Raw genomic sequence first — 23452 nt, 5'->3', positions numbered from 1 at the left:
CCGGCACGTAGATGGTGCGGTAGCGCACGCCGTTGCGGAGCAGGTCGGTCTGCAGCGGGTTGTGGTAGTCCAGCACGTACGGGGGCCGGTCGAAGGTCAGCACCTCCTCCTTGGCCTCCTGCTGCAGGGAGCCGAGCCCTACCGGGATGGCGCATCCGGCGGCCGCGGCGCCGGCGAGCGCCAGGCTGCCGCCGAGGAGGCTCCGGCGGGTGACTTTGGGGGGATCTTGCACGGTTGCCTCGATGTTTCGTCGGGGTTACCCGAGTGTTAGCGGTAACAAGAGAGATGTCAAGGCTCTGATCGCAACCGGTTTTCGTGATCGCATGACCTTGACCAACCGCGCTGATAACGCTAACAATTCTGAGCGAAGTAACGCCCGCGAAACAGGAGCCACCTTCGTGCATCAGGCCAAACTCACGATCGATCCCGCGTTCACGGTCGCTCCGGTACGCCGGCGTACCTTCGGCACGTTCGTCGAACACCTCGGGCGCTGCGTTTACACCGGCATCCACGAGCCGGGGCACCCGACGGCCGACGAGGACGGCTTCCGCCGCGACGTGCTCGATCTGACCAGGGAACTGGGCGTCTCCACGGTCCGCTACCCGGGCGGCAACTTCGTCTCCGGCTACCGCTGGGAGGACGGCATCGGGCCCAAGGATCAGCGCCCGCGCCGGCTCGACCTGGCCTGGCACAGCACCGAGACGAACGAGGTCGGCGTCGACGAGTTCGTCCGCTGGTGCCGCAAGGCCGGCGTCGAGCCGATGATGGCGATCAACCTCGGCACCCGCGGCATCGAGGCGGCACTCGACCTGCTGGAGTACTGCAACCATCCGTCCGGCACCGCGCTGTCCGATCTGCGGGCCGCCAACGGCGCCAAGGAGCCGCACGGCATCAAGATGTGGTGCCTGGGCAACGAGATGGACGGCCCCTGGCAGACCGGGCACAAGACCGCCCACGAGTACGGCAGGCTCGCCGCCGAGACCGCCCGCGCCATGCGCATGGTGCAGCGGGACCTGGAACTCGTGGCCTGCGGCAGCTCAGGCTCCGGCATGCCGACCTTCGGCTCCTGGGAGGCGGAGGTGCTGGAGGAGACGTACGACCTGGTGGACTACATCTCCTGCCATGCCTACTACGAGGAGAAGGACGGCGACCTCGGCAGCTTCCTGGCCTGCTCGACCGACATGGAGTACTTCATCCGCTCCGTCGTGGCCACCGCCGACCACGTCGGCGCCCGGCTCAAGTCACGCAAGCGGATCGACATCTCCTTCGACGAGTGGAACGTCTGGTACCTGTCACGCTTCCAGAACGCCGAGCCTGCCACCGACTGGCCGGTCGCGCCGCCGCTGCTGGAGGACCACTACCACCTGGCCGACGCGGTCGCGTTCGGCGGCCTGCTGATCACACTGCTGCGCAACAGCGACCGGGTGACCGCCGCCTCGCTGGCGCAGCTGGTGAACGTGATCGCGCCGATCATGACCGAGCCCGGCGGGCGGGCCTGGAGGCAGACCACGTTCCACCCGTTCGCGCAGGCGTCCAGGCTCGCGGCCGGCGACGTGCTGCGGATCGAGCCGGTGTCGCCGCTGTACGAGACGGCCGAATACGGCGAGGTGCCGGTGCTGCACGCCGTGGCCACGCACTCCGGCGAGGGCACGACGGTGTTCGCGGTCAACCGCTCGACCGACGGGCCGCTGTCGCTGGAGATCGACGCGCGGGCGCTCGGCGGGCGAACACCGGCGCGCATCGTCGAGGCCACCACGCTGACGGACACCGACGTCTACGCCCGCAACACGGCCGACGACCCGGACCGCGTCGCGCCGCGGCCGAACGCGGACGTCGAGCAGGACCCGATGCGGGTCCTGCTGCCGCCGGTCTCCTGGAACGTGATCAGGCTCGTCTAGCAGTGCTCTCGCGGACGATGAGCTCCGGCTCGACCAACCGGCGGGCGTCGGGCTCGGCGCCCGCCATCCGGTCCAGCAACATGTGGAAGGCGTGCCGGCCGACCGCCTGGAAGTCCTGCCGCACGGTCGTCAGCGGCGGCCAGAAGTACGCGGCCTCGGGAATGTCGTCGAACCCGGCCACGCTCACGTCCTCGGGGACGCGCCGCCCCGCCTCGCGCAGCGCGCGCAGCACGCCGAGCGCCATCTGGTCGTTGGCCACGAACACGGCGGTGATGCCGGGGTTCTTGGCGAGGTCGCGGCCGAGCTGGTAGCCGGAGCGCGAGCTCCAGTCGCCGCGCAGGATCTCGGGCACCGGCCGGTCGGCGGCTTCCAGCACCCCGCGCCAGCCCTCGATGCGGCCGTTGGCGTCGAGCCAGTCGGCCGGTCCGGCCACGTGCCAGACGGTCTCATGGCCGAGGCTGAGCAGGTGCCTGGTCACACGTACGGCGCCGGCCCCCTGGTCCACCTTGGCGACGGGCACGGGGATGTCGTCGCCGGCGTCCACCGCGACCACCGGCATCTCGGGCGGCAGGTGGCGCAGGCCGTCGGCCGCCGACTCGTGCGGCGCCACGATGATCACGCCGTCGACGGCCTGAGCACGCAGCCGCTGCACGCCTTCCTCCATCGACCTGCGGTTGAGCGAGCTCAGGCTGGCGATGCTGACGTTGTAGCCGGCGTGCCTGGCGGCCTGCTCGATGCAGTAGAGCGTGGAGGCGGGGCCGTAGAGCGTGGTGTCGATGCTGACCACGCCGAGCACGCCGGAGCGACCGGTGACGAGCTGGCGTGCGGCCTGGTTGGGCCGGTAGTCGAGCTCCTTGACGGCGGCCAGCACGCGGGCCCGTGTTTCGGCCCGGACGCGCTCGGGGGCGTTGAGCACCCGCGAGACGGTCATCGTGGAAACGCCGGCGAGCACGGCCACGTCCGTCAGCACCGCAGGCCTGCCGTCCCTGGATTTCACCGCGGCTCACCCCCCTTGGCGGTAACGCTAACAGGCCGAAGAGGCGAGCGCGCGATCATATTTTCTCGGTGGACCGCCGCCGACCTCATACCGGGCGGATGGACCACTGCTGGCAGTTGTTGTTCAGCCAGCTCCACAGGCGCACGTCAGTCCCGTCGGCGGTGCCGCAGTCGGCCACGTCGGCGACCTTGCCGGTGGCGGCGTTCACCAGGCGGACCCAGCCGCCGGTGGCCGTGTAGACGAGCCTGAAGCGCTGGCAGGTGTTGTTGAGCCAGCTCCACTGGCGGATGTCGGTGCCGTCGGCGGAGGCGCAGTTGGCCACGTCGGCGACCTTGCCGGTGGCGACGTTCACCAGGCGGCTGGTGTCGTCGGCCTGGTCCTCGATGCGCCAGCGCTGGTTGGCGCCGCCGTTGCAGGCCCACTGCTGGATGTTCGCGCCGTCGGCCGTGCCGCCGCCCGCGACCTCCAGGCACTTGCCGCTGTTGCGGTTGACCAGCGTGTACGCGGCCGGCGTCGCCGCGGTCTCCCCGGCGGGCGCCGGAAGGCTCGTACCGGTGGCGACCGGGGTGCCGAAGTTCGGTGTGCCGTCGGAGTTCCAGGTGAACCGCTGGGCGCGGGTCGTGCGGTTGTTGTCGCAGCCGCCGCCGGAGGAGCTGTTGGCGTGGTAGACGATCCAGTTCTCGCTGCCGTTGGGGGAGGTGAAGAACCCGTTGTGGCCGGGGCCGTACACGCTGCCCGACCGCTGGAACACCGGCGTGCTCCGCTTCGCCCACGACGAGGCGCTGAGCGGATTGCCGCCGTTGTAGGTGAGCTGACCCAGCTTGTAGTCCGGCCCCCAGCAGGCGCTGGCCGAGTAGATCACGAAGGTCCGCCCGCCGCGCTGCAACGCCACCGGCCCTTCGTTCACCGTGCCGCCCTGCGTCTCCCAGGTGTGCGTGGGACTGGAGATGAGGCTGAACGTGCTGCTGCTGAGCGTGTACGGGTTGCTCATGGGCGCGATCACCAGGCTCTGCGTGCTCCCGCCGATGAACCCGCTGCCGAGCAGGTAGAGCGAGCCGTTCAAGGTCATGGGGCTGGCGTCGATCAGCCAGCCGCCCGGCGTGAGGTTGGATCCGGTGAGCATGTTCCGGTACGTGTACGGCCCGAGCGGGTCGCTGCCCGCGCTCTCCAGCACGTGCGTGCGCTGGCTGTCACAGCAGGCGGCGCCGACCGCTCCCGCGGAGTAGTAGATGTACCAGCGGCCGTTGAAGGGGTGCAGCTCCGGGGCCCAGAAGTTGGTGCCACGGGAGCCGGTGGTGTCCTGCCAGACCTGGACGCTGGGGGCGGTGGGCAGGCCCTGGAGCGTGGGTGACTTGCGGATGACCAGCGTGTTCGTGAAGGTCGTGTTGATCAGGTAGTAGTTGCTGTCGTGGTACGCCAGCCAGGGGTCGGCGCCCTTCTGGGACTTCAGGGGGTTGGTGAAGGATGTGGCTGCCGAGGCGGGTCCCGTGCCGGGGACCAGGGCTAAGAGCAGGAGCGCCAGGGCGGCCAGGGTTCTTCCGATCATCGTCGGACTCCCTGTGTCAGACTTCCCTGTGGGCCTGGGATTCCGCGATTGTTAGCGCTCACGTCAGGCGTGTCAATCGACGCTGAAACTTTCACACCCGGCCAGGCGCGGATCACGTGGCACTGGCTCTGAGCCGGTCGTTCAGGTGGTGATGTCCGCCGCGAGCCTCGATTTCCCACACGACATATTGCTCCGTGTTGGGCAGACTCGTCCCATGCACAACGGACGGTTCTATACCATCTTCGGCGGGATCTTCGGTTTTATCGGGCTGGTGCTGCTCTGCGTCGGCATCGCGCTGGCCGCCTCTACGGTGAGTTTCCTGGCCTCGGCCAACCGGACCGACGGTACCGTGGTCGAGTTGACCGCACGGACCACCACGACACGGAGCTCCGGCGGCCATACCCGCCGCGACACGTCGTGGTACCCGACCGTGGAGTTCACCGTCGACGCCAGGCGGTACTCGTTTCAGAGCTCCACTGGCAGCAACCCACCGTCCCACAAGAAGGGCGAAAGCGTACCTGTCGCCTACGACCCGGACGATCCGTCCAACGCGCGGGTTGCGTCGTTCTGGTCAGCGTTCCTCGCTCCGCTGATCGTCGGTGGACTCGGCGTGGTGTTCACGCCGATTGGTGCGGTCTTGTTCGCCAAGGGACGACGGATCACTCGGCTGCGAGCCTAATCGCAACCTGGTCGACCTGGACGCGCCCTCATCCCATTCCTGAGGCTCTCGTTGGGGGTGGCGTGCCAGGCGGCATCATCTACAAGGCCTACGAGAACGACGGCATCGAGTTCCCCACCGACGAGCAGGGCGCCATCGGGGGCCAGCGCATGTGCCAGTGGACGAGATGTTTACCCCCTTCTGGAACGGCACGCGACAATCCTGTAAACATACCCGCGATATACCGCCGCCTCCTATGATCGGTTCCGCACAGGAGAAGTCAGTGGGAATGTGAATCGCTTGTCTGAGCATTTCCCGTCCACTCGGAATTCACCTGGAGGAATCTCATGTCGCGATCCGCAATATTACGCGGGTTCATCGCCACATTGTTCACCGCCGCGTTCTGCGTCGTCGGCCTGGCGAGCCCGGCGCTGGCCGTACCGAACTTCCAGCTTCCCTTCCCGTGCGGCCAGAAGTGGCAGCTGAACAGCTGGGCCCACGCACCCGCCCTCGACATGGTCAAGGAGCCCGACCAGCACGGCACCGAAGGCGCCACCCTGCTAGCGGCCGCCGGCGGGACTGTGGACAAGTCCTTCTGGCATGACAACGGCGGCAACGTCGTGCAGATCGATCACGGCGGCGGCTACTTCACCACCTACATCCACCTGCAGTCCCGCGCCGTCTCGGCCGGGGACAAGGTGGAGCGGGGAACGGTGATCGGCAAGGTCGGCAGGACCGGGGGGGAGTCCAACGACCACCCCCACCTGCACTTCGAGCTCGCCTACGACGCCAACGGCGATGGGGACGCCTCTTGGGGGTTCGCCGGTTCCGAACGCATCAAGCCGATCTTCAACGGCGTCACCTACGGCCAGGCCAACGGCATGGAGTGGGACAACGTCGAGAGCCGCAACTGCGGCCCGGTGTCTCCCAAGGGCGACGCGTCCGTTTACGGCGTCCTGTCCAACGGTCTGTTGACGTACACGTCGATCGACGCGGCGACCGGTAAGCGGACGTCGGGTGCCGAGGTGTCGGAGGTGTCGCTGGGGTTCAAGCCGAAGGCGATAGCGACGCTGAATCACAACACGCTGCTGGTGACCGAGGACGGCACGGGCGGCCGGTTGTATCGGGTCGATATCGGCACGGTGCAGGGTACGGTGACGTTCGCGACGCCAGTGTTCTTGGGAACGGGGTGGACGCACGATCTGCTGGCGTATGACGGGTCGTCTTATCTGTTCGGTATCGCGGATGGTGCGTTGCGCCGGTACAAGCTGACGGCCGACAAGCCGGCGTTGGCGGATATCACGGGTAACACGCTGATCGGGAATGGGTTCACGCTGAAGACGCTGACCGCGACGGGTCCGAGCTGGATTCTGGGCACGACGTCAGCGGGTGCGCTGATCTCGTACAAGATCAATGGTGCGGAGTCGTGGCAGCGCTACCAACTGCGTGACACGACCTGGCAGGTGTTCGACCAGTTGCTGTCGCCGGGTGGCGGTGTCTACTACGGCCACAGGAACGCCGAGGGGTCGGTGCACCGCTACTTCGATGAGAACCCGCACGACGGCCAGGGTGATGACCTGACCGGGCAGGGTGTGGTGGACACCGAGGGCTGGACGCAGGTGCTGCTGTCGGCCAACCCCGACACCGTGACCAGCTCGTGAAGGGCCTGACAGCACGCGCCGCCGTCGCGGCCACGGCCGTGATCGGCCTGATCGGGTTATCCCACCCCGCGATGGCCGACCCGACGGACCCGCCGATGGACGCGTCGGACATCACCGCCGCCTACGCCACGGTCGCCTGCGACCCTGGCGGCACCACCTCGACGGACGCGGCCCTGGCCACCCAGCTCAACAGCGCGCTCGACGACAAGATGCGCGGCTACATGACCGCCTACCGCGTCTCCTGCGCCCGCATGGTGATCAAGGCCGTGCACGACCGCGGGCTGACGAAGCGGGCCGCCGCCATCGCGATCGCCACGACGATCGTGGAGTCCAGCATCCAGAACATCAGCGAGGAAGTCGACCACGACAGCCTTGGCCTGTTCCAGCAGCGAGCCTCCTGGGGCAGCAGGACCCAGCGCCTGAACCCGACGTGGGCCACCAATGCCTTCCTCGACAAGATGCTCCGCGTCTACCCGAACGACAGCTGGCAGACCGCGCCGATCGGCGAAGTCTGCCAAGCCGTCCAGGTCTCGGCCTACCCCGACCGGTACCAGGTCGAGGCCAGTGACGCACAGATCATCGTCAACGCCATCTGGCCCTACATCGACGGCCCCAACGGTGTGGCCTCGGTGTACGGGGTGCTGTCGAACGGTCTGTTGACGTACACGTCGATCGACGCGGCGACCGGTAAGCGGACGTCGGGTGCCGAGGTGTCGGAGGTGTCGCTGGGGTTCAAGCCGAAGGCGATAGCGACGCTGAATCACAACACGCTGCTGGTGACCGAGGACGGTCCGGATGGCCGGTTGTATCGGGTCGACGTCATCACGGTGAGGGACACGGTGATTTTCGAGAAGCCGGTGTTCTTGGGAACGGGGTGGACGCACGATCTGCTGGCGTATGACGGGTCGTCTTATCTGTTCGGTATCGCGGATGGTGCGTTGCGCCGGTACAAGCTGACGGCCGACAAGCCGGCGTTGGCGGATATCACGGGTAACACGCTGATCGGGAATGGGTTCACGCTGAAGACGCTGACCGCGACGGGTCCGAGCTGGATTCTGGGCACGACCTCGGCGGGTGCGCTGATCTCGTACAAGATCAATGGTGCGGAGTCGTGGCAGCGCTACCAACTGCGTGACACGACCTGGCAGGTGTTCGACCAGTTGCTGTCGCCGGGCGGCGGTGTCTACTACGGCCACAGGAACGCCGAGGGGTCGGTGCACCGCTACTTCGATGAGAACCCGCACGACGGCCAGGGTGATGACCTGACCGGGCAGGGCGTGGTGGACACCGAGGGCTGGACGCAGGTGCTGCTGTCGGCCAACCCCGACACCGTCACCTGAGAGGTCGCGAAGGCCCCGGCCTGCCGGGGCCTTCTGCGTGGCCTTCGGCGACATGCCCAACGACTTGGTCGTCCTGCCTGTCGTGTGGCGGGCCGGATACGCCATGGCCAACGCCCACCCGCTGGTGCTGTCCGCGATCGACCGGCGCACCCTGGCCAACCATGAGGACGGGGGTGGCAGTGGTCCTGGAGCGCCTGTGGACCGAATATCGGTGGAGACCGTAATCCTCTTGTTGGCGGCGTCACGAAGCTTAGCGTGATTCTTCAAATAACGGATAGGACCGTAACTGCTGGAGGATCTTGTCATGCTCACACGTCGCCGGTTACTCGCGGTCTCCGCCACGGCCTCGGTCGCGGCGCTGGCCGGCCCGATAATGTGGCCGGGCACCGCCGCCGCTGCCGCCCCGGTCGTCGACGCTCTCGGCTCGCCCCTCAAGGACGTCCTGCTCATCGGTGGCACGGTCGCCCGAGGACCGTACGGGAAGCCGGTCCTGTGGTCCGCCTCGTCCGGCGAGCCCGCCCGGCTCAACTCGGTCGACCCCGCAACCGGTAAGACGCTGACCAGCTTGGTCACCGTCGACAAGGCCACCCTGCAGGCGACCGTGCACCTGCCGGTTGTCACCGACCAGTCCGTTGTGAGCCTGGCCTACGCGGGAGGCCTGATCATCGGCGGCACGTCGATTCACGGCGGCTACACGGTGCCGAGCCCGACGCAGTCCGAGGCCCGCCTGTTCGGGTGGGCGGTCTCCAGCGGCAAGGCCTTCGAGGTGACACCGGTGCCGGGCGCCGAGGCGATCCCGGGCCTCGTCGTGGACTCCGCCGGCCTCGTGTGGGGGCTCGCAGACGGGCAGCTCTTCGCCTTCGACGTCGCCACCCGGCAGATCGTGCACCGGGTGCAGCTCGCCCCCGACACCGGCAGCACCGCAGGCGAGCTCGCCCGCGACCGCAGCGGCCGGATCTACGCCCTGGTCCAGAACCACCTGGTGTTCTCGTTCGCCCCAGCCACGCGCACCAGCCAGCTGGTCGTCGACCAGAAGGCCCAGCACCTGGCCGTCCACCCCGACGGCCGCATCTTCATCTCCGACGACCACGTCCTGTACCGCGTCACGGCCGGCTGACCCCCGAGGAGACTGAGACACCGCAAGTTAACGAAGGCACTGGTTGCTGCCCTGCTGCTGAGTACGTCCGCGCAGGCGCCCACGATCGAGGACGTCGGTCAGATCCCGCTCACCGCGACCACGACGGCCGGCGGCGCCACCGCCCGGATGCCGGACGGATCGTCCCGGATGTGGCTGGTGGTCAGCGGCGCCCCGGCGTACCTGGCGGAAATCGACCCGGTCGCGCGCCGCATGGTCAAGGCCTACCCCCTCGGCGCCCGCGCGCAGGGCGGGTGGGGCGTCGACGAGGGGCGGCGTCGCCTGCACCGGCACGTTCGAGGGCAAGCACCAGGGCACGCTCCCGCCGGCTGGCCTGCGGTTACGGCGGCGCTCGGGGCAGTTGACGATCTTCGCCGCGACGGTTCTTGCAGCGCGGCGAACTCCACGCGCTGCGCGAAAGCAACGACATACCGCCGACATACCAGGCTGAACTACCATCGCTCCGCGTCCGCAGAGGCGCACGAGCAAGGTGAGGAACGAACCGGGTCGGCGCTCCTGTAATCGGCACGGTCGGCCTTAGCGCTCCGCAGGACCGCCGCTTTCGTCACCTCCAAGGCCGTCTGACTCCGACCACCCGTAAGCCCCAGCCACGCCGATCACTGTCCAGCCAGCCCCCTTTGGGAAGGAATCCCTTGCGTCTCGCTCGTCCTGTTGCTGCCACAATGCTCGTGGCCGCCGCGCTAGCTGTCCCGCAACCCGCGCAGGCTGCTGTGTTCAAGCATCCAGGGGTCCTGGTCAGCCGGGCTCAGCTCGACTTCGTCAGAGCCAACCTGGACAAGGAGCCGTGGCGAGCCGCCTGGAGCAAACTGCAACGCCACTCCTACGCCTCGCTGTCCTACACGGCCAAGCCCCGCGCCGACGTGAACTGCGGCGGGAATTCCATTCCCGACAATGGCTGCTCGGACGAGCGCGAGGACGCCATGGCGGCCTACACGCACGCCCTGCAGTGGTACCTCACCAAGGACGCCCGCTACGCGAAGAAGGCGATCCAGATCATGGACGCCTGGTCAGCTGTGATCACCAAGCACACCGGGGACAACGCGCCGCTGCAGACCGGCTGGGCGGGGGCCAACTTCTCCCGTGCCGCCGAGCTCATCAAGCACACCTACGGCGGCTGGAGCCAGGCCGGCCGGTTCGCCGGCAAGCTGCGCACCGTGTACCTCCCGACCCTGATCGCCGGGCGGCCGAACAGCAACGGCAACTGGGAACTGATCATGACCGATGCCGCCATCGGCATCGCCGTGCACCTGGACGACCGGGACTCGTTCGACCGAGCTGTCGCGACCTGGCGCGGCAGGCTGCCTGCCTACATCTACCTGACGACGGACGGCTCATACCCCAAGGCGCCGCCGGGCAGCGAGCACGACACCAAGGCCGAGATCATCGACTACTGGAAGGGGCAGACCACGTTCGTAGACGGCCTGGCCCAGGAGACCTGCCGCGACTTCTGGCACACCGGATGGGGCATCGCGGCCATCTCCCACGTCGCGGAGACCGCCCGCATCCAGGGCATCGACCTGTACGCCAAGGCCAAGCATCGGCTGCGGTTCGCGATGGACTTCCACGCCAAATGGCAACTGGCCGGGACGGTCCCGTCGTGGCTGTGCAAGGGAAAGGTCACCCGCAACCTCGGGGACCACTTCGAGGTCGGCTACAACGCCCTGCACGACCGCCTCGGCTACGACATGCCGTACGCCAAGCAGTGGGTCGAGCAGAAACGCCCCACGGGAGTGTCGCACTTCCTGGGCTGGGAGACCCTCACCCACGCGCAGAACCCCGCCTCCTCCTCCGTGGAGAGCGCCTCGGTTTACGGGGCGCTGCCGGACGGGAAGTTGACCTACACCGCCATTGATGCCGCTACCGGACAGCGCACGCGTGGCGCCTTTGTGTCCACGGCCACTCTGGGTTTCACTCCCAAGGCGATGGCGACGCTGGACTTCAATACCCTCCTGGTCACCGAGAAGGGGCCGGAGGGCCGGCTCTACCGGGTCGATATCCAGAGCAATCGTGACAGCCTCACCTTCGAGAAGCCGGTCTATCTCGGCAGCGGTTACACCCACGACCTCCTCGCCTACGACGGCAACGGCCACCTGTTCGGCATCGCCGGCGGGACCCTGCGCCGCTACACCGTCAACGCGGTCAAGCCCACGATCGACAACATCATCGGCAACACCGCCATCGGCGACGGCTTCACCCTCAAGACCCTGACCGCGACCGGCCCTGGCTGGATCCTCGGCACAACGGCCGACGGCAAGCTGATCTCCTACCGGATCGACGGCCCCGGCTCCTGGCAGAGGTACCAGCTTCGCGACACCACCTGGCAGGTCTTCGACCATCTCCTGTCGCCCGGCGGGGGCGTGTACTACGGCCACCGGAACGACGGCTCCCTCCTCCGCTACGCCGACCAGAACCCCTACGACGGCCGGGGCGACGACCTCAGCAGCCAGAGCGCCGTTGGCACCGAAGGCTGGACCCAAACTCTCCTATCCGCCCAACCTGCCACCATCAGCTGACCGAACAGCCTGCAGGCGCCGGAGGACCTCGGGTACCGTCCGAGGGCCTCCGGCGTGGCCTGGCCCTCGATGCCCGACTCCACAGTGGCGCAGCCGAACTCTTGACGAGATCCAGCTCAGCATTGTCAACGGTGTGAAGGTCGCCGGGAAAGGGCGGTCTGCGTCGGGGCGGTCATGTGCTCGCTGACCCGTGCCCTACGTCTTCGATCTCCTTCAGGCGTCGGGTGATCCAGAAAGTCGCGCGAATCACGCGCGAGTCTGCTGCCAAGCACGACGTCGAGGTCCGTGATTGCCTCGATCTCCAGGTTCCAAGCTGGAGCCGGAAGTCTGCGAGTGGCTCGACACGCTCAGCAACATCGATGACAAGCGCGTCGAAAGACCAGGTATTGGAGCTGCGGATCCGGCTTGCCCGATGGCGGCGCGGGTACCTTACTGCCGTCGGTCAGTGGCGGTGGCCTGTGTCGTTGGAGCCGCAAGTCGCAAGGCCGCCTGCATAAGCGCAGCCTTGGCCGTCGCGGGTGTGCTTGAGCTGTCCGCATGCATCATGCGTGCCATCTGAGGTACGGCGTACCACCAGCCCGCCAGAGCCAGGACGAGGAACGCGAGGTCAGCCGCTGGGACGGCATCAGTGATGACGTTGGCCCGTTGAGCGTCGGCGAACGCCGCGACCTTGGTGCGGTAGTAGTCGGTGCGGGTGGCCTCATCGGGCACCTCCGGAAGATCCAGCAGTCCTTCCCAAAGCAGGAGCCTGGTCAGTTCGGGGTGGTCGGCGTGGTAGTCGTACACCGCGCCGGCGTATTCGGCCACGCTCTCCGGGCTGTCTAGGTGCTGGAGCGGTACGGCGGCGGCCACTTTGTTGAGCTCGTCGGCCAGCACGGTGGAGAACAACTGGGATTTGTCACCGAAGTAGGTGTACAGCCGTTCCTTGTTGACCCCGGCGCGGCGGGCGATGCGTTCCATGGTCGTGCCGCCGAGGCCGTGTTCGGCGAACTCGGCAACCGCCGCCTCTTTGAGCTTGCGCTTGGTCTCCTCGGTGTTCCAGGCCATGCCGGCCAGCTTATCCAACGCTCGCGTTGGAGATTGCCGCGAGGTGTCATAGACTCAAATTCCAACGCATCCGTTGGAATTTGGGAGGGTCATGCCGATCACGAACGCCCCATACACGCCCGTGATCACGCGGCAAGTGGCCGGCGGCACTGCTGTTTCGCTGCTCGTCATCACCGCCTTGATCGTGCTGATGCAGCTCTACGTGTCCATTCCCCTCCACCAGATCGTGGGCAGCGAGCTGGGTGCGCCCGGCGCGACGGCAGCGCTCGCAGTGGGCTACTCGTTCTTCTACGCCGTGGGCTTCCTGGTCTACGGGCCGCTGTCGGATCACTTCGGACGCCGCCGCGTCCTGGTGTACGGCCTCGCGCTGCTCACCCTCGCCACCATCGCGGTCGGGTTGGCGCCGTCGATGACCGTTCTGGGGATATGTCGGGCAATCCAGGGCGCGGCGGCCGCAACCTTCGCACCGACGGCTCTCGCCTATCTCGCAGAAGCCTTGCCGCCGCGGCGCCGCGCGGCGGCGATCGGTGCGATCTCGGTTGCCTTCCTCACCGCGGGGATCCTCGGACAGTTGGGAGCCACGGCGATCAGCACCATCGCAGGATGGCGCTGGACCTTCTTCCTCAGCGGTATCGCGCTGGCGGTCGCCACGTTGGTCTCTGCCGTGGTGATCCGCGAACCCGACGTGGACCGGCCTCGCCAGCCTCTCCTGAGCCGGTACGCAAGCCTGATTCGTTTCACCATCCGGCCCAGCTCGCTCTTCCTCTGCGCCGGGCACCTTGTCGTCCTGGGCGGCTTCGTCGGGATGTACACCCTGCTCGGGCCGCACCTGGCGGACGCCGGACTCACCCCCACCGAGACCATGCTTGTCCGCGCTGCTGCGCTGCCCGCGATGTTCTGTTCGCTCCTTGCCGGCCCATTGTCGACTTGGTTAGGCGTGGCACGTTCCGCACTGGTCGGATTCGCCCTGGCCGCCGTGAGTCTGGCGGGCGAGGCGATGCTCGGCGGGAACCTCGTCGCACTCACCGTGGCCAGCATCGGCTTCGTCGCCGGAGTCGCCATCCTCGTGCCGAGCATGATCACTATCTGGGGCGACGCTGCCCGCTCCGCCCGGGGGATCGGGATGGCCGTCAACGGGTTCGTGCTCTTCCTCGGCGCCGGTCTGGGCTCCTACGCCACCGCGCTTCCGGGCGGCTTCACCACCGCTCTCCTCATCCTCGCCGTCCTCTACCTCGCCGCCGGATTCGTCGTCTTCACCACGCACCGCACTTCATCCATTCGCTGAAAGGGAGTAACTCCATGGCACGCCTGAGAAAAGTCGTCCTTCCCGGCATCGCGTTCGCGGTTCTGGCGATCACGGGAACAGCTGTTGCCTTAAACGCCAGCGCCGAGACCGAGACGGCCACCGTCCAGCCATCCTTCACCCAGCCGGGAGAGACCACAGCAGTGCCAACCCCCACCGGCTCTCGTCCCAACGTCAGCAGCGCGCAACGACTGGCGGCCGAGGCCCTGCGCGGCACCGGGCTGACCATCCCGGCCGAGTGGGAGGTCGTCAACGTACGGCAGGAGCAACACGACGACCGCCCGGTCACCGTGATCCGTCACCAACCTGACGTCTACCGCCTCGGCGGTCCGCACGCCAGCCTCGTCCTGGACGGCGACGGCGCCATCCTCGGCTACACGCGCCTGGCCGAGCAAGACGACAAGGCAATACTCCCCAACGCCGCTGCCAGCGAACAGATCGCCCTGGATTTCCTGCGACGCGTGGCACCCAAGCACGTCTCCGGGCTCCGTGTCGAATGGGTTGACCAACACGATGAGAAGGTGACCCGACCCGATGGCACCACAGCCACCATCTCTGGAATGAAAGTGAAGATGCAGCACGACAGCGGCCTGTACACCTGGGTCATCGTCGGGGCCGACGACTCCATCCTGACCTACGAACGAGACATCAACTGGGACTCCAGCCAGGGACGGCGCGGCACCCAGATGTGGCTCCACGACTCATGGATCGCCGCCCACGAGGGCACTGGTCCGCAACCTGGCTCCCCATACGCATTGGCACAGACGTAACGAGCGCGGTCAGATCACGGCTGAGTGGTCGGGGCAAGCCGGGGGGGGCGCACGGCCGATCGCCCTCCTGTCCCTCTGCTCGACCTGAAGCTCCCGCTGAATCTGAAGATCAGCGGCAGCACTCGAGGAGGTCAACCGCGTGGTGGGCGGCCCATCCCCCTCAACAAGCGACACGCCTGAGGGCGCCCCGCCCCCGTTTTGCTCCCGATTCCTTGATCCGTAACCGGAGAAACAAGAAACCCCAGGCCGTTGACCTGGGGTTTCTGCGGTGGACGATACTGGGATTGAACCAGTGACCTCTTCCGTGTCAGGGAAGCGCTCTCCCGCTGAGCTAATCGTCCAGTGAGGTGGCGACGGGATTTGAACCCGTGTGGACGGCTTTGCAGGCCGCTGCCTCGCCTCTCGGCCACGCCACCGGGCCAGATCTCCGAGCGGAAGACGGGATTCGAACCCGCGACCCTCACCTTGGCAAGGTGATGCTCTACCACTGAGCCACTTCCGCATTGCTCAAGTAACTCTAGCGGGTTTTCCGCCCGAATGGTTACTTGCGCAGTTGGCGGGCCACGCTTCGCTCGGTGGCAGGCAGGCTGAGGAAGATCTCCAGGATCCTGGTGAGGCGGTGGACCTCGATGCGGTGGAAGGCGGGGCCTTCCGAGCGGGCCAGGATGAGCGCGATCGCGAGCGGCGGCAGCGGGGCGTGGATGACGTGCAGGCCGTCGTCGAGCGTCATGGCAGCCGGGCGCGCGGGCGCCTCGTCCGGGATGGTCAGCTCCTGCGGGGCGCGCCAGCTGGCGTACAGCACGCGGTTCTCGGCGGTCGTCGCGGCCCAGTCGGCGCTGAAGAGCACGGGGAGCGAGTCGACGAGCGTGGTCAGGGCCCGGTCTCCCGCCGTCGTGATGTATTTGAGTATCTCCAGCTCCGGGTACGTCCCGGGCGCCTCACGGGTGGGCCAGATGCCCTCGATCCGCACCCCTTCGACCCCCTCCAGGCTCTTGACCAGGGCCTGCCGGGGCGTGCTGTCCGGACAGAAGATCGTGATGTCGTCGACGGCCGCACCCGCGCCCCGGTCGAGGACGATCACCTGGGTGATGTCGGCCCCCACCACCCCCAGCACCTTGGTGACCTGCGCGAGGGAACCCGGCCTGTCGGGCAGTTCAACGCGCATGCGAAGTAGCATCTATCCCCCATCCGCCGAAGATGCTGCTTCTCACCCTATCCGCGAATACCGCTCGCAACCTGACCTGCGCTACAACTGACGAAGTGAAGATTGGGCCGATTGGGGTTTGGCCGCCGGTGGTGCTGGCGCCGATGGCGGGCATCACGAACGCGCCGTTCCGGGTGTTGTGCAGGGAGCAGGGCGCCGGGCTGTTCGTATGCGAGATGATCACGACGCGTGGGCTGGTGGAGCGTAATCCCAAGACGCTCAGGATGATCAGATTCGCCGAGTCCGAGCAGCCTAGGAGCATCCAGCTTTACGGGGTGGACCCCGGCGTCGTGGGGCGGGCGGCCAGGATGATCGCCGAGGAGGACCTGGCCGATCACATCGATCTCAACTTCGGGTGCCCGGTCCCCAAGGTGACCAGGCGCGGGGGCGGGTCCGCGCTGCCGTACAAGCGGAATCTGCTGCGGCGGATCCTGCGGGAGGCGGTCGCCAACGCGGGGTCGTTGCCCGTGACGATGAAGATGCGCAAGGGGATCGACGACGATCACTTGACCTATCTGGACGCGGGGCGGATCGCCGTCGAGGAGGGTGTCGCGGCGGTCGCGTTGCACGCCCGTACGGCCAGGCAGCACTACGGCGGGGTCGCCGACTGGGAGGCCATCGCCCGGCTGAAGGAGGCCGTGCCGGAGATCCCCGTGCTGGGGAACGGCGACATCTGGTGCGCCGACGACGCGCTGCGGATGGTGGCACGGACCGGGTGCGACGGCGTGGTGGTCGGGCGCGGCTGCCTGGGACGGCCGTGGTTGTTCAAGGACCTGGAGAACGCGTTCAACGGCAGCCCCGAGCGGGCCCGGCCGACGCTCGGCGAGGTGGCCGAGGTGATGGCCAGGCACGCCGAAGGGCTGGCCGGGTGCTTTGACATCGAGCGGTACGCGGTGGCGGACTTCCGCAAGCACGTCGGCTGGTACCTGAAGGGGTTCATGGTCGGGAGCGAGGTGCGGCGGGAGCTGGGCACGGCCGAGTCGCTCGACGGGCTGCGCGAGGGGCTGGCGAAGCTGGAGCACGACCAGCCGTGGCCGGCGAACACCGACACGCCCCGGGGTAAGTCGGGTGAGCGGTCCAAGGTGCTTCTTCCCGACGGGTGGCTGGACGACCCGTGGGACTGCGTGGTCCCTGAAGACGCCGAATCCGATATTTCCGGCGGCTAAGGGTTAGTGAGGCCCGGTGACCTCGGTGCCGCAGGGGCCGCCGCCCACGGCGGGCTCCAACTGGATACGCTCGCCGGACATCGTGAGCGTGGGGTAGTACTCGGCGATGCGTTCTGCCGAGCGGCCTGTGTAGTGGCAGATGAAGCTGCGCCTGAAGCGGTCGGCCGTGCTGTTCGGCTCGGAGCCGTGCACCAGGCTGCCGTTGAAGAACAACACGTCCCCGGGGTCCATGTCGACCGGCACCTTCTTCAGGCCGGGCGGCGGCGGCACGTACTCCCTGGTGAACGAGACGTCCTGGTCGGCCTCCTCCGGGCAGAACAGGTCCATCAGATGAGTGCCCGGCACGACCTCCAGGCCGCCGTTCGCCCGGTCCACCCGGTCGAGCGCCACCCACGCGGCCACGCAGGTGCCCGGCTCGACCCGGAGGTAGAAGTTGTCCTGGTGCAGCGCCTGCCCCCTCGCGCCCGGCGGCTTGAAGTAGAACATGCTCTGGGCTGCTATCGGCTCCTCGCCGAGTATGTCGCGGAGTATCGCGGCGATGCGCGCGTCGAGCAGATAGCGCAGGGCGAGGTCGTTCACCTCGTGGGGATGCATGATGCGCGGGTATTCGCGCAGGATGTCGTACGGCCGGCCGGGCTCCTGCGGCTGGGGCGAGAAGTGGCCCGGGATAGGGCCTCTGGCGTGCATCGCCATGAACTCGTCGCGCAGCCCTGCCACCTCTTCGGGGGCCAGGAGGCCGGGCACCAGCACGTATCCCTGCTCGTGGAAATCGTCGATCCTCATGTATTTCACGCTAAGGACCCGGATCGGGTAACGGTATGCCTGTGATTGCTGAGGACTTGTCCGTTCCTGCTGCCGAGCTGATGATCGTGGGCCACTACGACAAGCTCCCCGGGTACGGGACGCGGCGGCCGGCGGGGTCGCCCAGCTGGCTGCTGCTGTGGACGCAGGCGGGCGCGGGGCTGGTCGCGCAGGGCGGGGCGGCGTTCGAGGTGCGGGCGGGGGATCTGGTGGTGCTCGGGTCGGGGGTCGCGCAGCACTACCAGGTGGCGCAGGGGGCCTCGCGGTGGCGGTTCTGGTGGGTCCACTTCCAGCCGCGCGCGTCGTGGGCGGCGTGGCTGGGGCCGTACGGGCGGGGCGGCGGGTGTCACGTCGTCCCGCGGGTGCCGGAAGGGCTGCACGAGCGCATCGACTTGGCTTTCGGGCGGGCGCTCCGGGACGCCAGATGGGTGCCGCCGACCCCGTCCCGCGCCCTGCCCGGCAGGACCGCCGACCAGGCCGCTACCGTGCCAGAACTCGGGCTTGGCGCCGAGCAGGCGGTGGGGCGTGGTGCCGAGCCGGTGCCTGCGGTCGTCGTGGGCGGGCCCGCACGGGAGCTGGTGCTGGGCGCCGTCGAGGAGGCGCTGGTGCTGGCCACCGCCGCCGCCCGGCCTGAGGGGGCGAGGCAGTCCGACGAAGGCGACGAACGGGTGCGGCGCGTCCTGGCGATCATCGCCGCCGAGCCGGGCGCCCCGCACTCTGTCGCCTCGCTCGCCCGCGCGGTCGCGCTCTCACCCTCCCGGCTCGCCCACCTGTTCACGGCCGAGACCGGCCGCACCCCGATGCAGGCCGTCCGGCAGGCCCGGGTACGGCACGCGGCCGGGCTGCTGGAAGTGACCGACCTGGACGTCGGGCAGGTGGCGGCGGCGTCGGGGTTCGTCAGCCCGTTCCACTTCAGCCGTGCCTTCAAACGCGAGTACGGGTTCCCGCCCCGCGACTACCGTGCCCGCCTCCGCCCCCAGCCCTGACCCGCCCGCCGCTCATCTCTGTCAGCGGGTGAGGGGGAGGGGGCCCTTGTCGGGGGTGAAGAGCTGGTCGTCCAGGTGGTCGACAGCGTAGTCGATGGCGCCGACCACCACGCACTCGTCGCCCAGGGTGGACGCGCGTACCTCCGGCATGCGCATGCACACCCGCTCCAGCCGCTTCCGCAGGCGATCGAGCAGCACGTCGGACGAGCGGGAGAAGCCGCCCCCCAGCACCACCATCTGCGGGTCCAGGATGAGGACCATCGCGGCCGTGCCCACCGCGAGGTCGTCGACGTACCGCTCGACGGCCTCGATCGCGACCGGGTCGCCGTTCCTGGCGGCCGCGAGGGTGTAGCCGGCCGCGTCCTCGAGTGCGGTGCCTTCGGGCACGCACGCGCACGTGTTCAGGTGCTCGGGCGCGTCGAACCATCGGGCCTCGGGCAGCATGGAGATCTCGCCGGCCGCCGCGCCGAAGCCCCTGTGCACCTTCCCGCCGATGATCAGGCCCGCGCCCATGCGCCGGCCGACGTGCAGGAACACCACGTCCCTGGCTCCCCGGGCGACGCCGCGGCGGGCTTCGGCCATGGCGGCCAGGCGGCTGTCGTTCTCGATGAGCACCTGGCAGGGGAACATCTCGCGCAGCTTGCCCGCCAGGTCAAGGTCGCGCCAGGCGGGCACGGCGGCCGAATAGATCACGCGCCCCTCGATGTCGATCACGCCGATCGTGCCGACCGAGATGCTCCACACGTCCGCGACCGTCGTACGGCTGAGCGCCAGGCACCCGCTGACCGCCCGCTCGATCGCAGCCAGGCGCTCTTCGAGCGGGGCGTCGGGCAGCACCGGCTGCCGGGTCTCCGCGAGGATCTCGCCGTCCAGGTCGGACAGGGCGGCGCGGATGTTGTGACCTCCTATGTCGACGCCGACCAGGTAGCCGCTGTCGGCGCGGAAGCGGTAGCGGCGGGCAGGCCGGCCCATCGTGCCCTGGCTCGGCGGCACCTCCTCCACCCAGCCCAGCGACATGAGCTCGTCGGTGACCTCTTTCATGGACGGCCGCGACAGGCCGGTGCGCTCGGCGAGTGCCGACAGGGTGAGCGGGCCCGCCCTGCGCAGTGCCCGGATGGCGGTCAGCGAGTTGAGCTGCCGCAGCCGTGACAGGTCGCCGCCGCGTAGGTCCGCCATCCGCCGTCCTTAATGTAGCTCTCCTCTGTAATCAGAGATTATGCCAGTGCTTGACCGGTGTACACGTCCCGTCCCTGTCGAGGAATCGGCCGTTGACCCCTCCATGGGGCCGGTGCTACTAATGAAGGGCTCCTGCGTAAGTGAAGAGAAATGAGGACTGATGTCGTTCGCGGACATCGGCGAGATCACGTGCGTTCCCGGCCGGGCGCGGGTGTTCGAGCACGGCTGGCAGTCGTGGAGCCCCACGGGCGCCTACGGCCTGGGAGCCGCCCCGCCCCGGCCCGCCGACGAGACGATCCAGATCCTCTGCTACCGCCCCGAGACCCCGGCCCCCGACGGTGTGTTCCAGGGGGAGGGCTTGCTGGCGGTCGAGCCGGGCGACGGGTCCGTGGAGCTCTGGTCGGCACCGAGCCCGCTCAAGGTGCCGTCGATCAGGGCGCGAGAGGCGGAGCGCGGCCGTCTGGTGATCTCCGCCGACGGCCCGGTACGCCACCACCGCGCCGAGGGCGGCCTGGCCCGAGCGCTGCGTGACTGGGCGGACACCATGGCGGCGCCCAGGACGTTCCCCGCGGTCCCGCCCATGTGGTGCACCTGGTACGGCTACTGGGACAAGGTCACCGAAGCGGACGTCATCGAGAACCTGGAGCTGGCTTCCCGTCACAGGTTGCCCGCCGACATGTTCCTCATCGACGACGGCTACGAGGCCGAGATCGGCGACTGGCTGGAGGGACGGCCCGGGTTCGGATCGCTGGAGCGGGCCGTGGACGCGATCACGGCGACCGGCCGGCGGGCCGGGATCTGGACCGCGCCGTTCCTGGTCGGGCACCGCGGCCGGGTCTTCCGCGAGCACCCCGAGTGGCTGGTCGACGACGCCTACGCCGGCCGCATGTGGAACCAGGACCTGGCCGTGCTCGACGTCACCCACCCCGGCGCGGCCGAGCACCTGGTGAACGTCTTCCGCACGTTCCGCGCCATGGGGATCACCCACTTCAAGCTCGACTACCTGTACGCGGGGGCGCTGGCGGGCGGGCGGCACGAGGACCTGGACCCGATCGCCGCGTACCGACGCGGGCTGGAGCTGATCCGCGAAGGCGGCGGCGCCGAGGCCACCTTGCACGGGTGCGGCGCGCCGATGTTGCCCAGCATCGGGCTGGTCGACATCATGCGGGTCAGCCCGGACATCGCGCCGACCCTGCTGCCCAGGTCCGGGGACATCAGCCAGCCGTCGCAGCTTGGGGCCCGGCTCACGGGGGCCGCCAGGGAGTTCCTGCACGCCCGATGGTGGGTGAACGATCCCGACTGCATCATCCTGCGGCCCGAGGTCGAGGCCAGGGAGGAATGGGCGGCGCACATCGCCGGCACGGGCGGGCTGCGCGGCGCGAGCGATCCGATCGCGGCGCTGGACGAGTGGGGACTGGAGACGACCCGGCGCCTGATGGTCCCGACCGCCACGGAGCCGTCGTGACCGGCCGCGCCGCCGGCGCCCCTCTCCCGTTGCGGGCCGTACGCGGCCGGCCGGGCGGGAGGCGGTGGGGGAGCGGGTGGCACGCATACCTGTTCATCGCCCCGAGCTTGTTAGGCGTCCTGGGGTTCCTGCTGCTTCCCATGATGATCGTCCTCGTCCTGAGCCTGTTCGACTGGGAGTTGCTGTCCGCCCCCGAGTTCGTCGGTCTGGACAACTACCGCCGCCTGGCCGCCGACGGCGAGACCTGGCACTCGCTGGGGGTCACGGCCGGCTACGTCCTGCTCTGCATCCCGCTGCAGACCGTCCTGGCCCTGGCCCTGGCGATGCTGCTCAACCAGCGCGTGAAAGGCGTCAGGTTCTACCGCTCGCTCTTCGTGATCCCGTGGATGGCCACGCCGATCGTCCTCGCCCTCATCTGGAACTGGATCTTCGACCCGCGTGACGGCGCGATCAACAGTGCCCTCGCCCTCGTCGGCGTCACCGGCCCCGACTGGCTGTCCGACGCGGACTGGGCGCTGCCGGCCGTCGCTCTGGTCAGTGTCTGGCAGCACACCGGCTACAACATGTTGTTCTTCCTGGCCGGCCTCCAGGGCATCCCGAAGGAGCTGCACGACGCGGCGTCCACCGACGGCGCCACCTCCGCCCAGCGGTTCTGGCGGGTGACGTTGCCGCTGCTCAACCCGACGATGTTCTTCGTCACGGTGACCAACCTCATCGGCGCGTTCCAGGTCTTCGACACGGTCTACGCGATGACGAACGGCGGGCCGAGCCGCAGCACCGAGGTGCTGAACTTCCGGATCTTCGAGACCGCGTTCAAGGAGTTCGACTTCGGCTACGCGGCCACGCTGTCCACCCTGCTGTTCGCGGTCATCTTCCTGGTGACGGTGGCGCAGGTCAGGTTCTTCGGCAAGCGCACCACCTACGACCTGAGCTGAGTGACCCATGACCAAGCGCATCCTGCTGTACGCCGCGCTCGCGGCCGGCGCCTTCCTCTCGGTCTTCCCGTACCTGCTGGTCGTGCTGACCGCTGTCAAGACGCAGGCGCAGCTGAGCTCCACCCCGCCGTGGCTGCCCGGGTGGCCGCCGACCACGGACAACATGGCCAAGATGCTCGGCGGGGACTTCCCGCGCTACCTGCTCAACACGGCCCTGATGACGGCGCTGCTCACGGCGGGGCAGCTGGTGTTCACGACGTTCGCCGCGTACGCGTTCGCCCGGCTGCGGTTCACGGGCAGGGACGTCCTGTTCTGGTTGTACGTGGCCACGATGATGGTGCCGAGCGCCGTCACCATGATTCCGCTGTTCCTCATCATGCGGGAGCTGGACCTGGTCAACACCTGGTACGGCCTGCTCGCCCCGTACATCCTCGGCACCCCGTACGGGATCTTCCTCATGCGGCAGTTCTTCAAGAGCCTGCCCTCCGGGCTGGAGGAGGCGGCCAGGATCGACGGGGCGGGGCCGATGACGGTCCTCCTGCGCGTCCTGCTGCCGCTCTGCCGGCCCGCGCTCGGCACCCTGGCGATCATCACGGTGATCTCGTCGTGGAACAGCTTCCTCTGGCCACTGATCATCACCAGCGGCGACGACACCAGGGTGATCACCGTCGCGATCGCCACCCTCAAGGACGGCATAGGCGTCGACTACCACCTCATGATGGCCGGCAGCCTGATCGCGCTGGCGCCGATGGTGGCCGTCTTCATCTTCTTCCAGAAGCACATCGTCAGGTCTGTGGTCCTCACAGGCCTCAAGTAAGAAGAGGTCAGCG

22 protein-coding genes and 3 tRNA genes are annotated in these 23452 nt (G+C 68.3%); 14 read left to right on the top strand and 11 right to left on the bottom strand.

Translation table 11 applies throughout. The features are described 5' to 3' along the window. On the bottom strand, window positions 1-232 hold a 232-nt coding region (locus ACTWPT_RS54225), incomplete at its 3' end, for a hypothetical protein (RefSeq protein ID WP_443185403.1). Window positions 233-398: 166 nt separating this feature from the next. Between ACTWPT_RS54225 and arfA the strand changes: the two genes are divergently transcribed. Further along, window positions 399-1898, top strand: a complete 1500-nt coding sequence (gene arfA / locus ACTWPT_RS54220) for an arabinosylfuranosidase ArfA (protein WP_443185402.1) — start codon at window positions 399-401, stop codon at window positions 1896-1898. Here the strand turns inward: arfA and ACTWPT_RS54215 are convergent. Further along, entirely contained in the window at window positions 1885-2895 is a 1011-nt protein-coding gene (locus ACTWPT_RS54215; RefSeq protein ID WP_443185401.1) for a LacI family DNA-binding transcriptional regulator, read from the bottom strand. The two genes, arfA and ACTWPT_RS54215, sit on opposite strands and share 14 nt — an antisense overlap. Window positions 2896-2980: 85 nt before the next feature. Beyond that, complete coding sequence (locus tag ACTWPT_RS54210; protein WP_443185400.1) at window positions 2981-4441, bottom strand: family 43 glycosylhydrolase; 1461 nt, start codon at window positions 4439-4441, stop codon at window positions 2981-2983. Window positions 4442-4655: 214 nt separating this feature from the next. Here ACTWPT_RS54210 and ACTWPT_RS54205 point away from each other — a divergent pair, with 214 nt between their 5' ends. The 5 genes from ACTWPT_RS54205 to ACTWPT_RS54185 all read left to right on the top strand — a co-directional run bounded on the left by ACTWPT_RS54205 (window position 4656) and on the right by ACTWPT_RS54185 (window position 9217). Next, the gene (locus ACTWPT_RS54205; protein WP_443185399.1) at window positions 4656-5120 is read left to right on the top strand and encodes a DUF3592 domain-containing protein; all 465 of its coding nucleotides are present in this window, start codon (window positions 4656-4658) and stop codon (window positions 5118-5120) included. Window positions 5121-5446: 326 nt separating this feature from the next. Further along, window positions 5447-6760, top strand: coding sequence for a M23 family metallopeptidase (locus ACTWPT_RS54200; RefSeq protein WP_443185398.1), 1314 nt, complete (start codon window positions 5447-5449; stop codon window positions 6758-6760). Beyond that, complete coding sequence (locus tag ACTWPT_RS54195; RefSeq protein WP_443185397.1) at window positions 6757-8100, top strand: hypothetical protein; 1344 nt, start codon at window positions 6757-6759, stop codon at window positions 8098-8100. The genes ACTWPT_RS54200 and ACTWPT_RS54195 overlap by 4 nt, the downstream gene beginning before the upstream one ends. Window positions 8101-8152: 52 nt before the next feature. Next, a complete protein-coding gene (locus ACTWPT_RS54190; protein ID WP_443185396.1) occupies window positions 8153-8359 on the top strand; it encodes a hypothetical protein in 207 nt (68 codons plus the stop codon). Window positions 8360-8404: 45 nt separating this feature from the next. Beyond that, window positions 8405-9217, top strand: coding sequence for a hypothetical protein (locus ACTWPT_RS54185; RefSeq protein ID WP_443185395.1), 813 nt, complete (start codon window positions 8405-8407; stop codon window positions 9215-9217). A 98-nt stretch (window positions 9218-9315) separates the two neighbouring features. On the opposite strand, the gene ACTWPT_RS54180 is transcribed toward ACTWPT_RS54185, so the two are convergent. Next, window positions 9316-9450, bottom strand: a complete 135-nt coding sequence (locus ACTWPT_RS54180; protein ID WP_443185394.1) for a hypothetical protein — start codon at window positions 9448-9450, stop codon at window positions 9316-9318. A 516-nt stretch (window positions 9451-9966) separates the two neighbouring features. On the opposite strand from ACTWPT_RS54180, the gene ACTWPT_RS54175 reads away from it, so the two are divergent. Continuing rightward, window positions 9967-11769, top strand: coding sequence for an alginate lyase family protein (locus ACTWPT_RS54175; protein WP_443185393.1), 1803 nt, complete (start codon window positions 9967-9969; stop codon window positions 11767-11769). A 429-nt stretch (window positions 11770-12198) separates the two neighbouring features. Here the strand turns inward: ACTWPT_RS54175 and ACTWPT_RS54170 are convergent, their stop codons facing one another. Further along, complete coding sequence (locus ACTWPT_RS54170) at window positions 12199-12816, bottom strand: TetR family transcriptional regulator (RefSeq protein ID WP_443185392.1); 618 nt, start codon at window positions 12814-12816, stop codon at window positions 12199-12201. 136 nt (window positions 12817-12952) lie between these two features. Between ACTWPT_RS54170 and ACTWPT_RS54165 the strand changes: the two genes are divergently transcribed. Together ACTWPT_RS54165 and ACTWPT_RS54160 are read left to right on the top strand one after the other, a co-directional pair. Then, the gene (locus ACTWPT_RS54165; RefSeq protein ID WP_443185391.1) at window positions 12953-14101 is read left to right on the top strand and encodes an MFS transporter; all 1149 of its coding nucleotides are present in this window, start codon (window positions 12953-12955) and stop codon (window positions 14099-14101) included. Window positions 14102-14115: 14 nt separating this feature from the next. Further along, window positions 14116-14889, top strand: coding sequence for a hypothetical protein (locus tag ACTWPT_RS54160; RefSeq protein WP_443185390.1), 774 nt, complete (start codon window positions 14116-14118; stop codon window positions 14887-14889). 269 nt (window positions 14890-15158) lie between these two features. On the opposite strand, the gene ACTWPT_RS54155 is transcribed toward ACTWPT_RS54160, so the two are convergent. The 4 genes from ACTWPT_RS54155 to ACTWPT_RS54140 all read right to left on the bottom strand — a co-directional run bounded on the left by ACTWPT_RS54155 (window position 15159) and on the right by ACTWPT_RS54140 (window position 16054). Next, window positions 15159-15230 (bottom strand) — tRNA-Val (locus ACTWPT_RS54155). Between the two features lie 4 nt (window positions 15231-15234). Next, window positions 15235-15305, bottom strand: a tRNA-Cys gene (locus ACTWPT_RS54150). 14 nt (window positions 15306-15319) lie between these two features. Then, window positions 15320-15391 (bottom strand) — tRNA-Gly (locus tag ACTWPT_RS54145). A 39-nt stretch (window positions 15392-15430) separates the two neighbouring features. Beyond that, window positions 15431-16054 (bottom strand): amino acid-binding protein, encoded by a 624-nt coding sequence (locus ACTWPT_RS54140; RefSeq protein ID WP_443185389.1) that lies wholly within the window; start codon window positions 16052-16054, stop codon window positions 15431-15433. 95 nt (window positions 16055-16149) lie between these two features. On the opposite strand from ACTWPT_RS54140, the gene dusB reads away from it, so the two are divergent. Further along, a complete protein-coding gene (dusB, locus tag ACTWPT_RS54135; RefSeq protein WP_443185388.1) occupies window positions 16150-17259 on the top strand; it encodes a tRNA dihydrouridine synthase DusB in 1110 nt (369 codons plus the stop codon). A gap of 3 nt (window positions 17260-17262) precedes the next feature. Here dusB and ACTWPT_RS54130 read toward each other — a convergent pair whose 3' ends face one another. Continuing rightward, a complete protein-coding gene (locus ACTWPT_RS54130; RefSeq protein ID WP_443185387.1) occupies window positions 17263-18042 on the bottom strand; it encodes a phytanoyl-CoA dioxygenase family protein in 780 nt (259 codons plus the stop codon). Between the two features lie 41 nt (window positions 18043-18083). Here ACTWPT_RS54130 and ACTWPT_RS54125 point away from each other — a divergent pair, with 41 nt between their 5' ends. Continuing rightward, the gene (locus ACTWPT_RS54125; RefSeq protein ID WP_443185386.1) at window positions 18084-19046 is read left to right on the top strand and encodes a helix-turn-helix domain-containing protein; all 963 of its coding nucleotides are present in this window, start codon (window positions 18084-18086) and stop codon (window positions 19044-19046) included. Window positions 19047-19067: 21 nt separating this feature from the next. On the opposite strand, the gene ACTWPT_RS54120 is transcribed toward ACTWPT_RS54125, so the two are convergent. Then, on the bottom strand, window positions 19068-20222 hold the full coding sequence (locus ACTWPT_RS54120; RefSeq protein ID WP_443185385.1) for an ROK family protein: 1155 nt from the start codon (window positions 20220-20222) through the stop codon (window positions 19068-19070). Window positions 20223-20382: 160 nt separating this feature from the next. On the opposite strand from ACTWPT_RS54120, the gene ACTWPT_RS54115 reads away from it, so the two are divergent. The 3 genes from ACTWPT_RS54115 to ACTWPT_RS54105 are packed head-to-tail and all read left to right on the top strand — an operon-like array spanning window position 20383 to window position 23439. Continuing rightward, a complete protein-coding gene (locus ACTWPT_RS54115; RefSeq protein ID WP_443185384.1) occupies window positions 20383-21687 on the top strand; it encodes a glycoside hydrolase family 36 protein in 1305 nt (434 codons plus the stop codon). Further along, a complete protein-coding gene (locus ACTWPT_RS54110) occupies window positions 21684-22622 on the top strand; it encodes a carbohydrate ABC transporter permease (RefSeq protein WP_443185383.1) in 939 nt (312 codons plus the stop codon). Before ACTWPT_RS54115 ends, ACTWPT_RS54110 begins: the two co-directional genes overlap by 4 nt. 7 nt (window positions 22623-22629) lie before the next feature. Further along, complete coding sequence (locus tag ACTWPT_RS54105; protein WP_443185382.1) at window positions 22630-23439, top strand: carbohydrate ABC transporter permease; 810 nt, start codon at window positions 22630-22632, stop codon at window positions 23437-23439. Window positions 23440-23452: the final 13 nt, after the last annotated feature.

This window comes from Nonomuraea sp. 3N208, from assembly GCF_052245935.1.
Lineage (GTDB): Bacteria > Actinomycetota > Actinomycetes > Streptosporangiales > Streptosporangiaceae > Nonomuraea.
Note: the sequence above shows the minus strand (reverse complement) of the source record. Positions and strands in the feature narration are given on the sequence as shown.

Coding starts and splice junctions, on each gene's coding strand:
- ACTWPT_RS54205 (WP_443185399.1), top strand. CDS start 4,656: ATGCACAACGGACGGTTCTATACCATCTTCGGCGGGATCTTCGGTTTT.
- ACTWPT_RS54210 (WP_443185400.1), bottom strand. CDS start 4,441: ATGATCGGAAGAACCCTGGCCGCCCTGGCGCTCCTGCTCTTAGCCCTG.
- ACTWPT_RS54120 (WP_443185385.1), bottom strand. CDS start 20,222: ATGGCGGACCTACGCGGCGGCGACCTGTCACGGCTGCGGCAGCTCAAC.
- ACTWPT_RS54170 (WP_443185392.1), bottom strand. CDS start 12,816: ATGGCCTGGAACACCGAGGAGACCAAGCGCAAGCTCAAAGAGGCGGCG.
- ACTWPT_RS54140 (WP_443185389.1), bottom strand. CDS start 16,054: ATGCGCGTTGAACTGCCCGACAGGCCGGGTTCCCTCGCGCAGGTCACC.
- ACTWPT_RS54200 (WP_443185398.1), top strand. CDS start 5,447: ATGTCGCGATCCGCAATATTACGCGGGTTCATCGCCACATTGTTCACC.
- ACTWPT_RS54160 (WP_443185390.1), top strand. CDS start 14,116: ATGGCACGCCTGAGAAAAGTCGTCCTTCCCGGCATCGCGTTCGCGGTT.
- ACTWPT_RS54105 (WP_443185382.1), top strand. CDS start 22,630: ATGACCAAGCGCATCCTGCTGTACGCCGCGCTCGCGGCCGGCGCCTTC.
- ACTWPT_RS54190 (WP_443185396.1), top strand. CDS start 8,153: ATGCCCAACGACTTGGTCGTCCTGCCTGTCGTGTGGCGGGCCGGATAC.
- ACTWPT_RS54180 (WP_443185394.1), bottom strand. CDS start 9,450: ATGCGGCGCGCGACCGGGTCGATTTCCGCCAGGTACGCCGGGGCGCCG.
- ACTWPT_RS54130 (WP_443185387.1), bottom strand. CDS start 18,042: ATGAGGATCGACGATTTCCACGAGCAGGGATACGTGCTGGTGCCCGGC.
- ACTWPT_RS54115 (WP_443185384.1), top strand. CDS start 20,383: ATGTCGTTCGCGGACATCGGCGAGATCACGTGCGTTCCCGGCCGGGCG.
- ACTWPT_RS54185 (WP_443185395.1), top strand. CDS start 8,405: ATGCTCACACGTCGCCGGTTACTCGCGGTCTCCGCCACGGCCTCGGTC.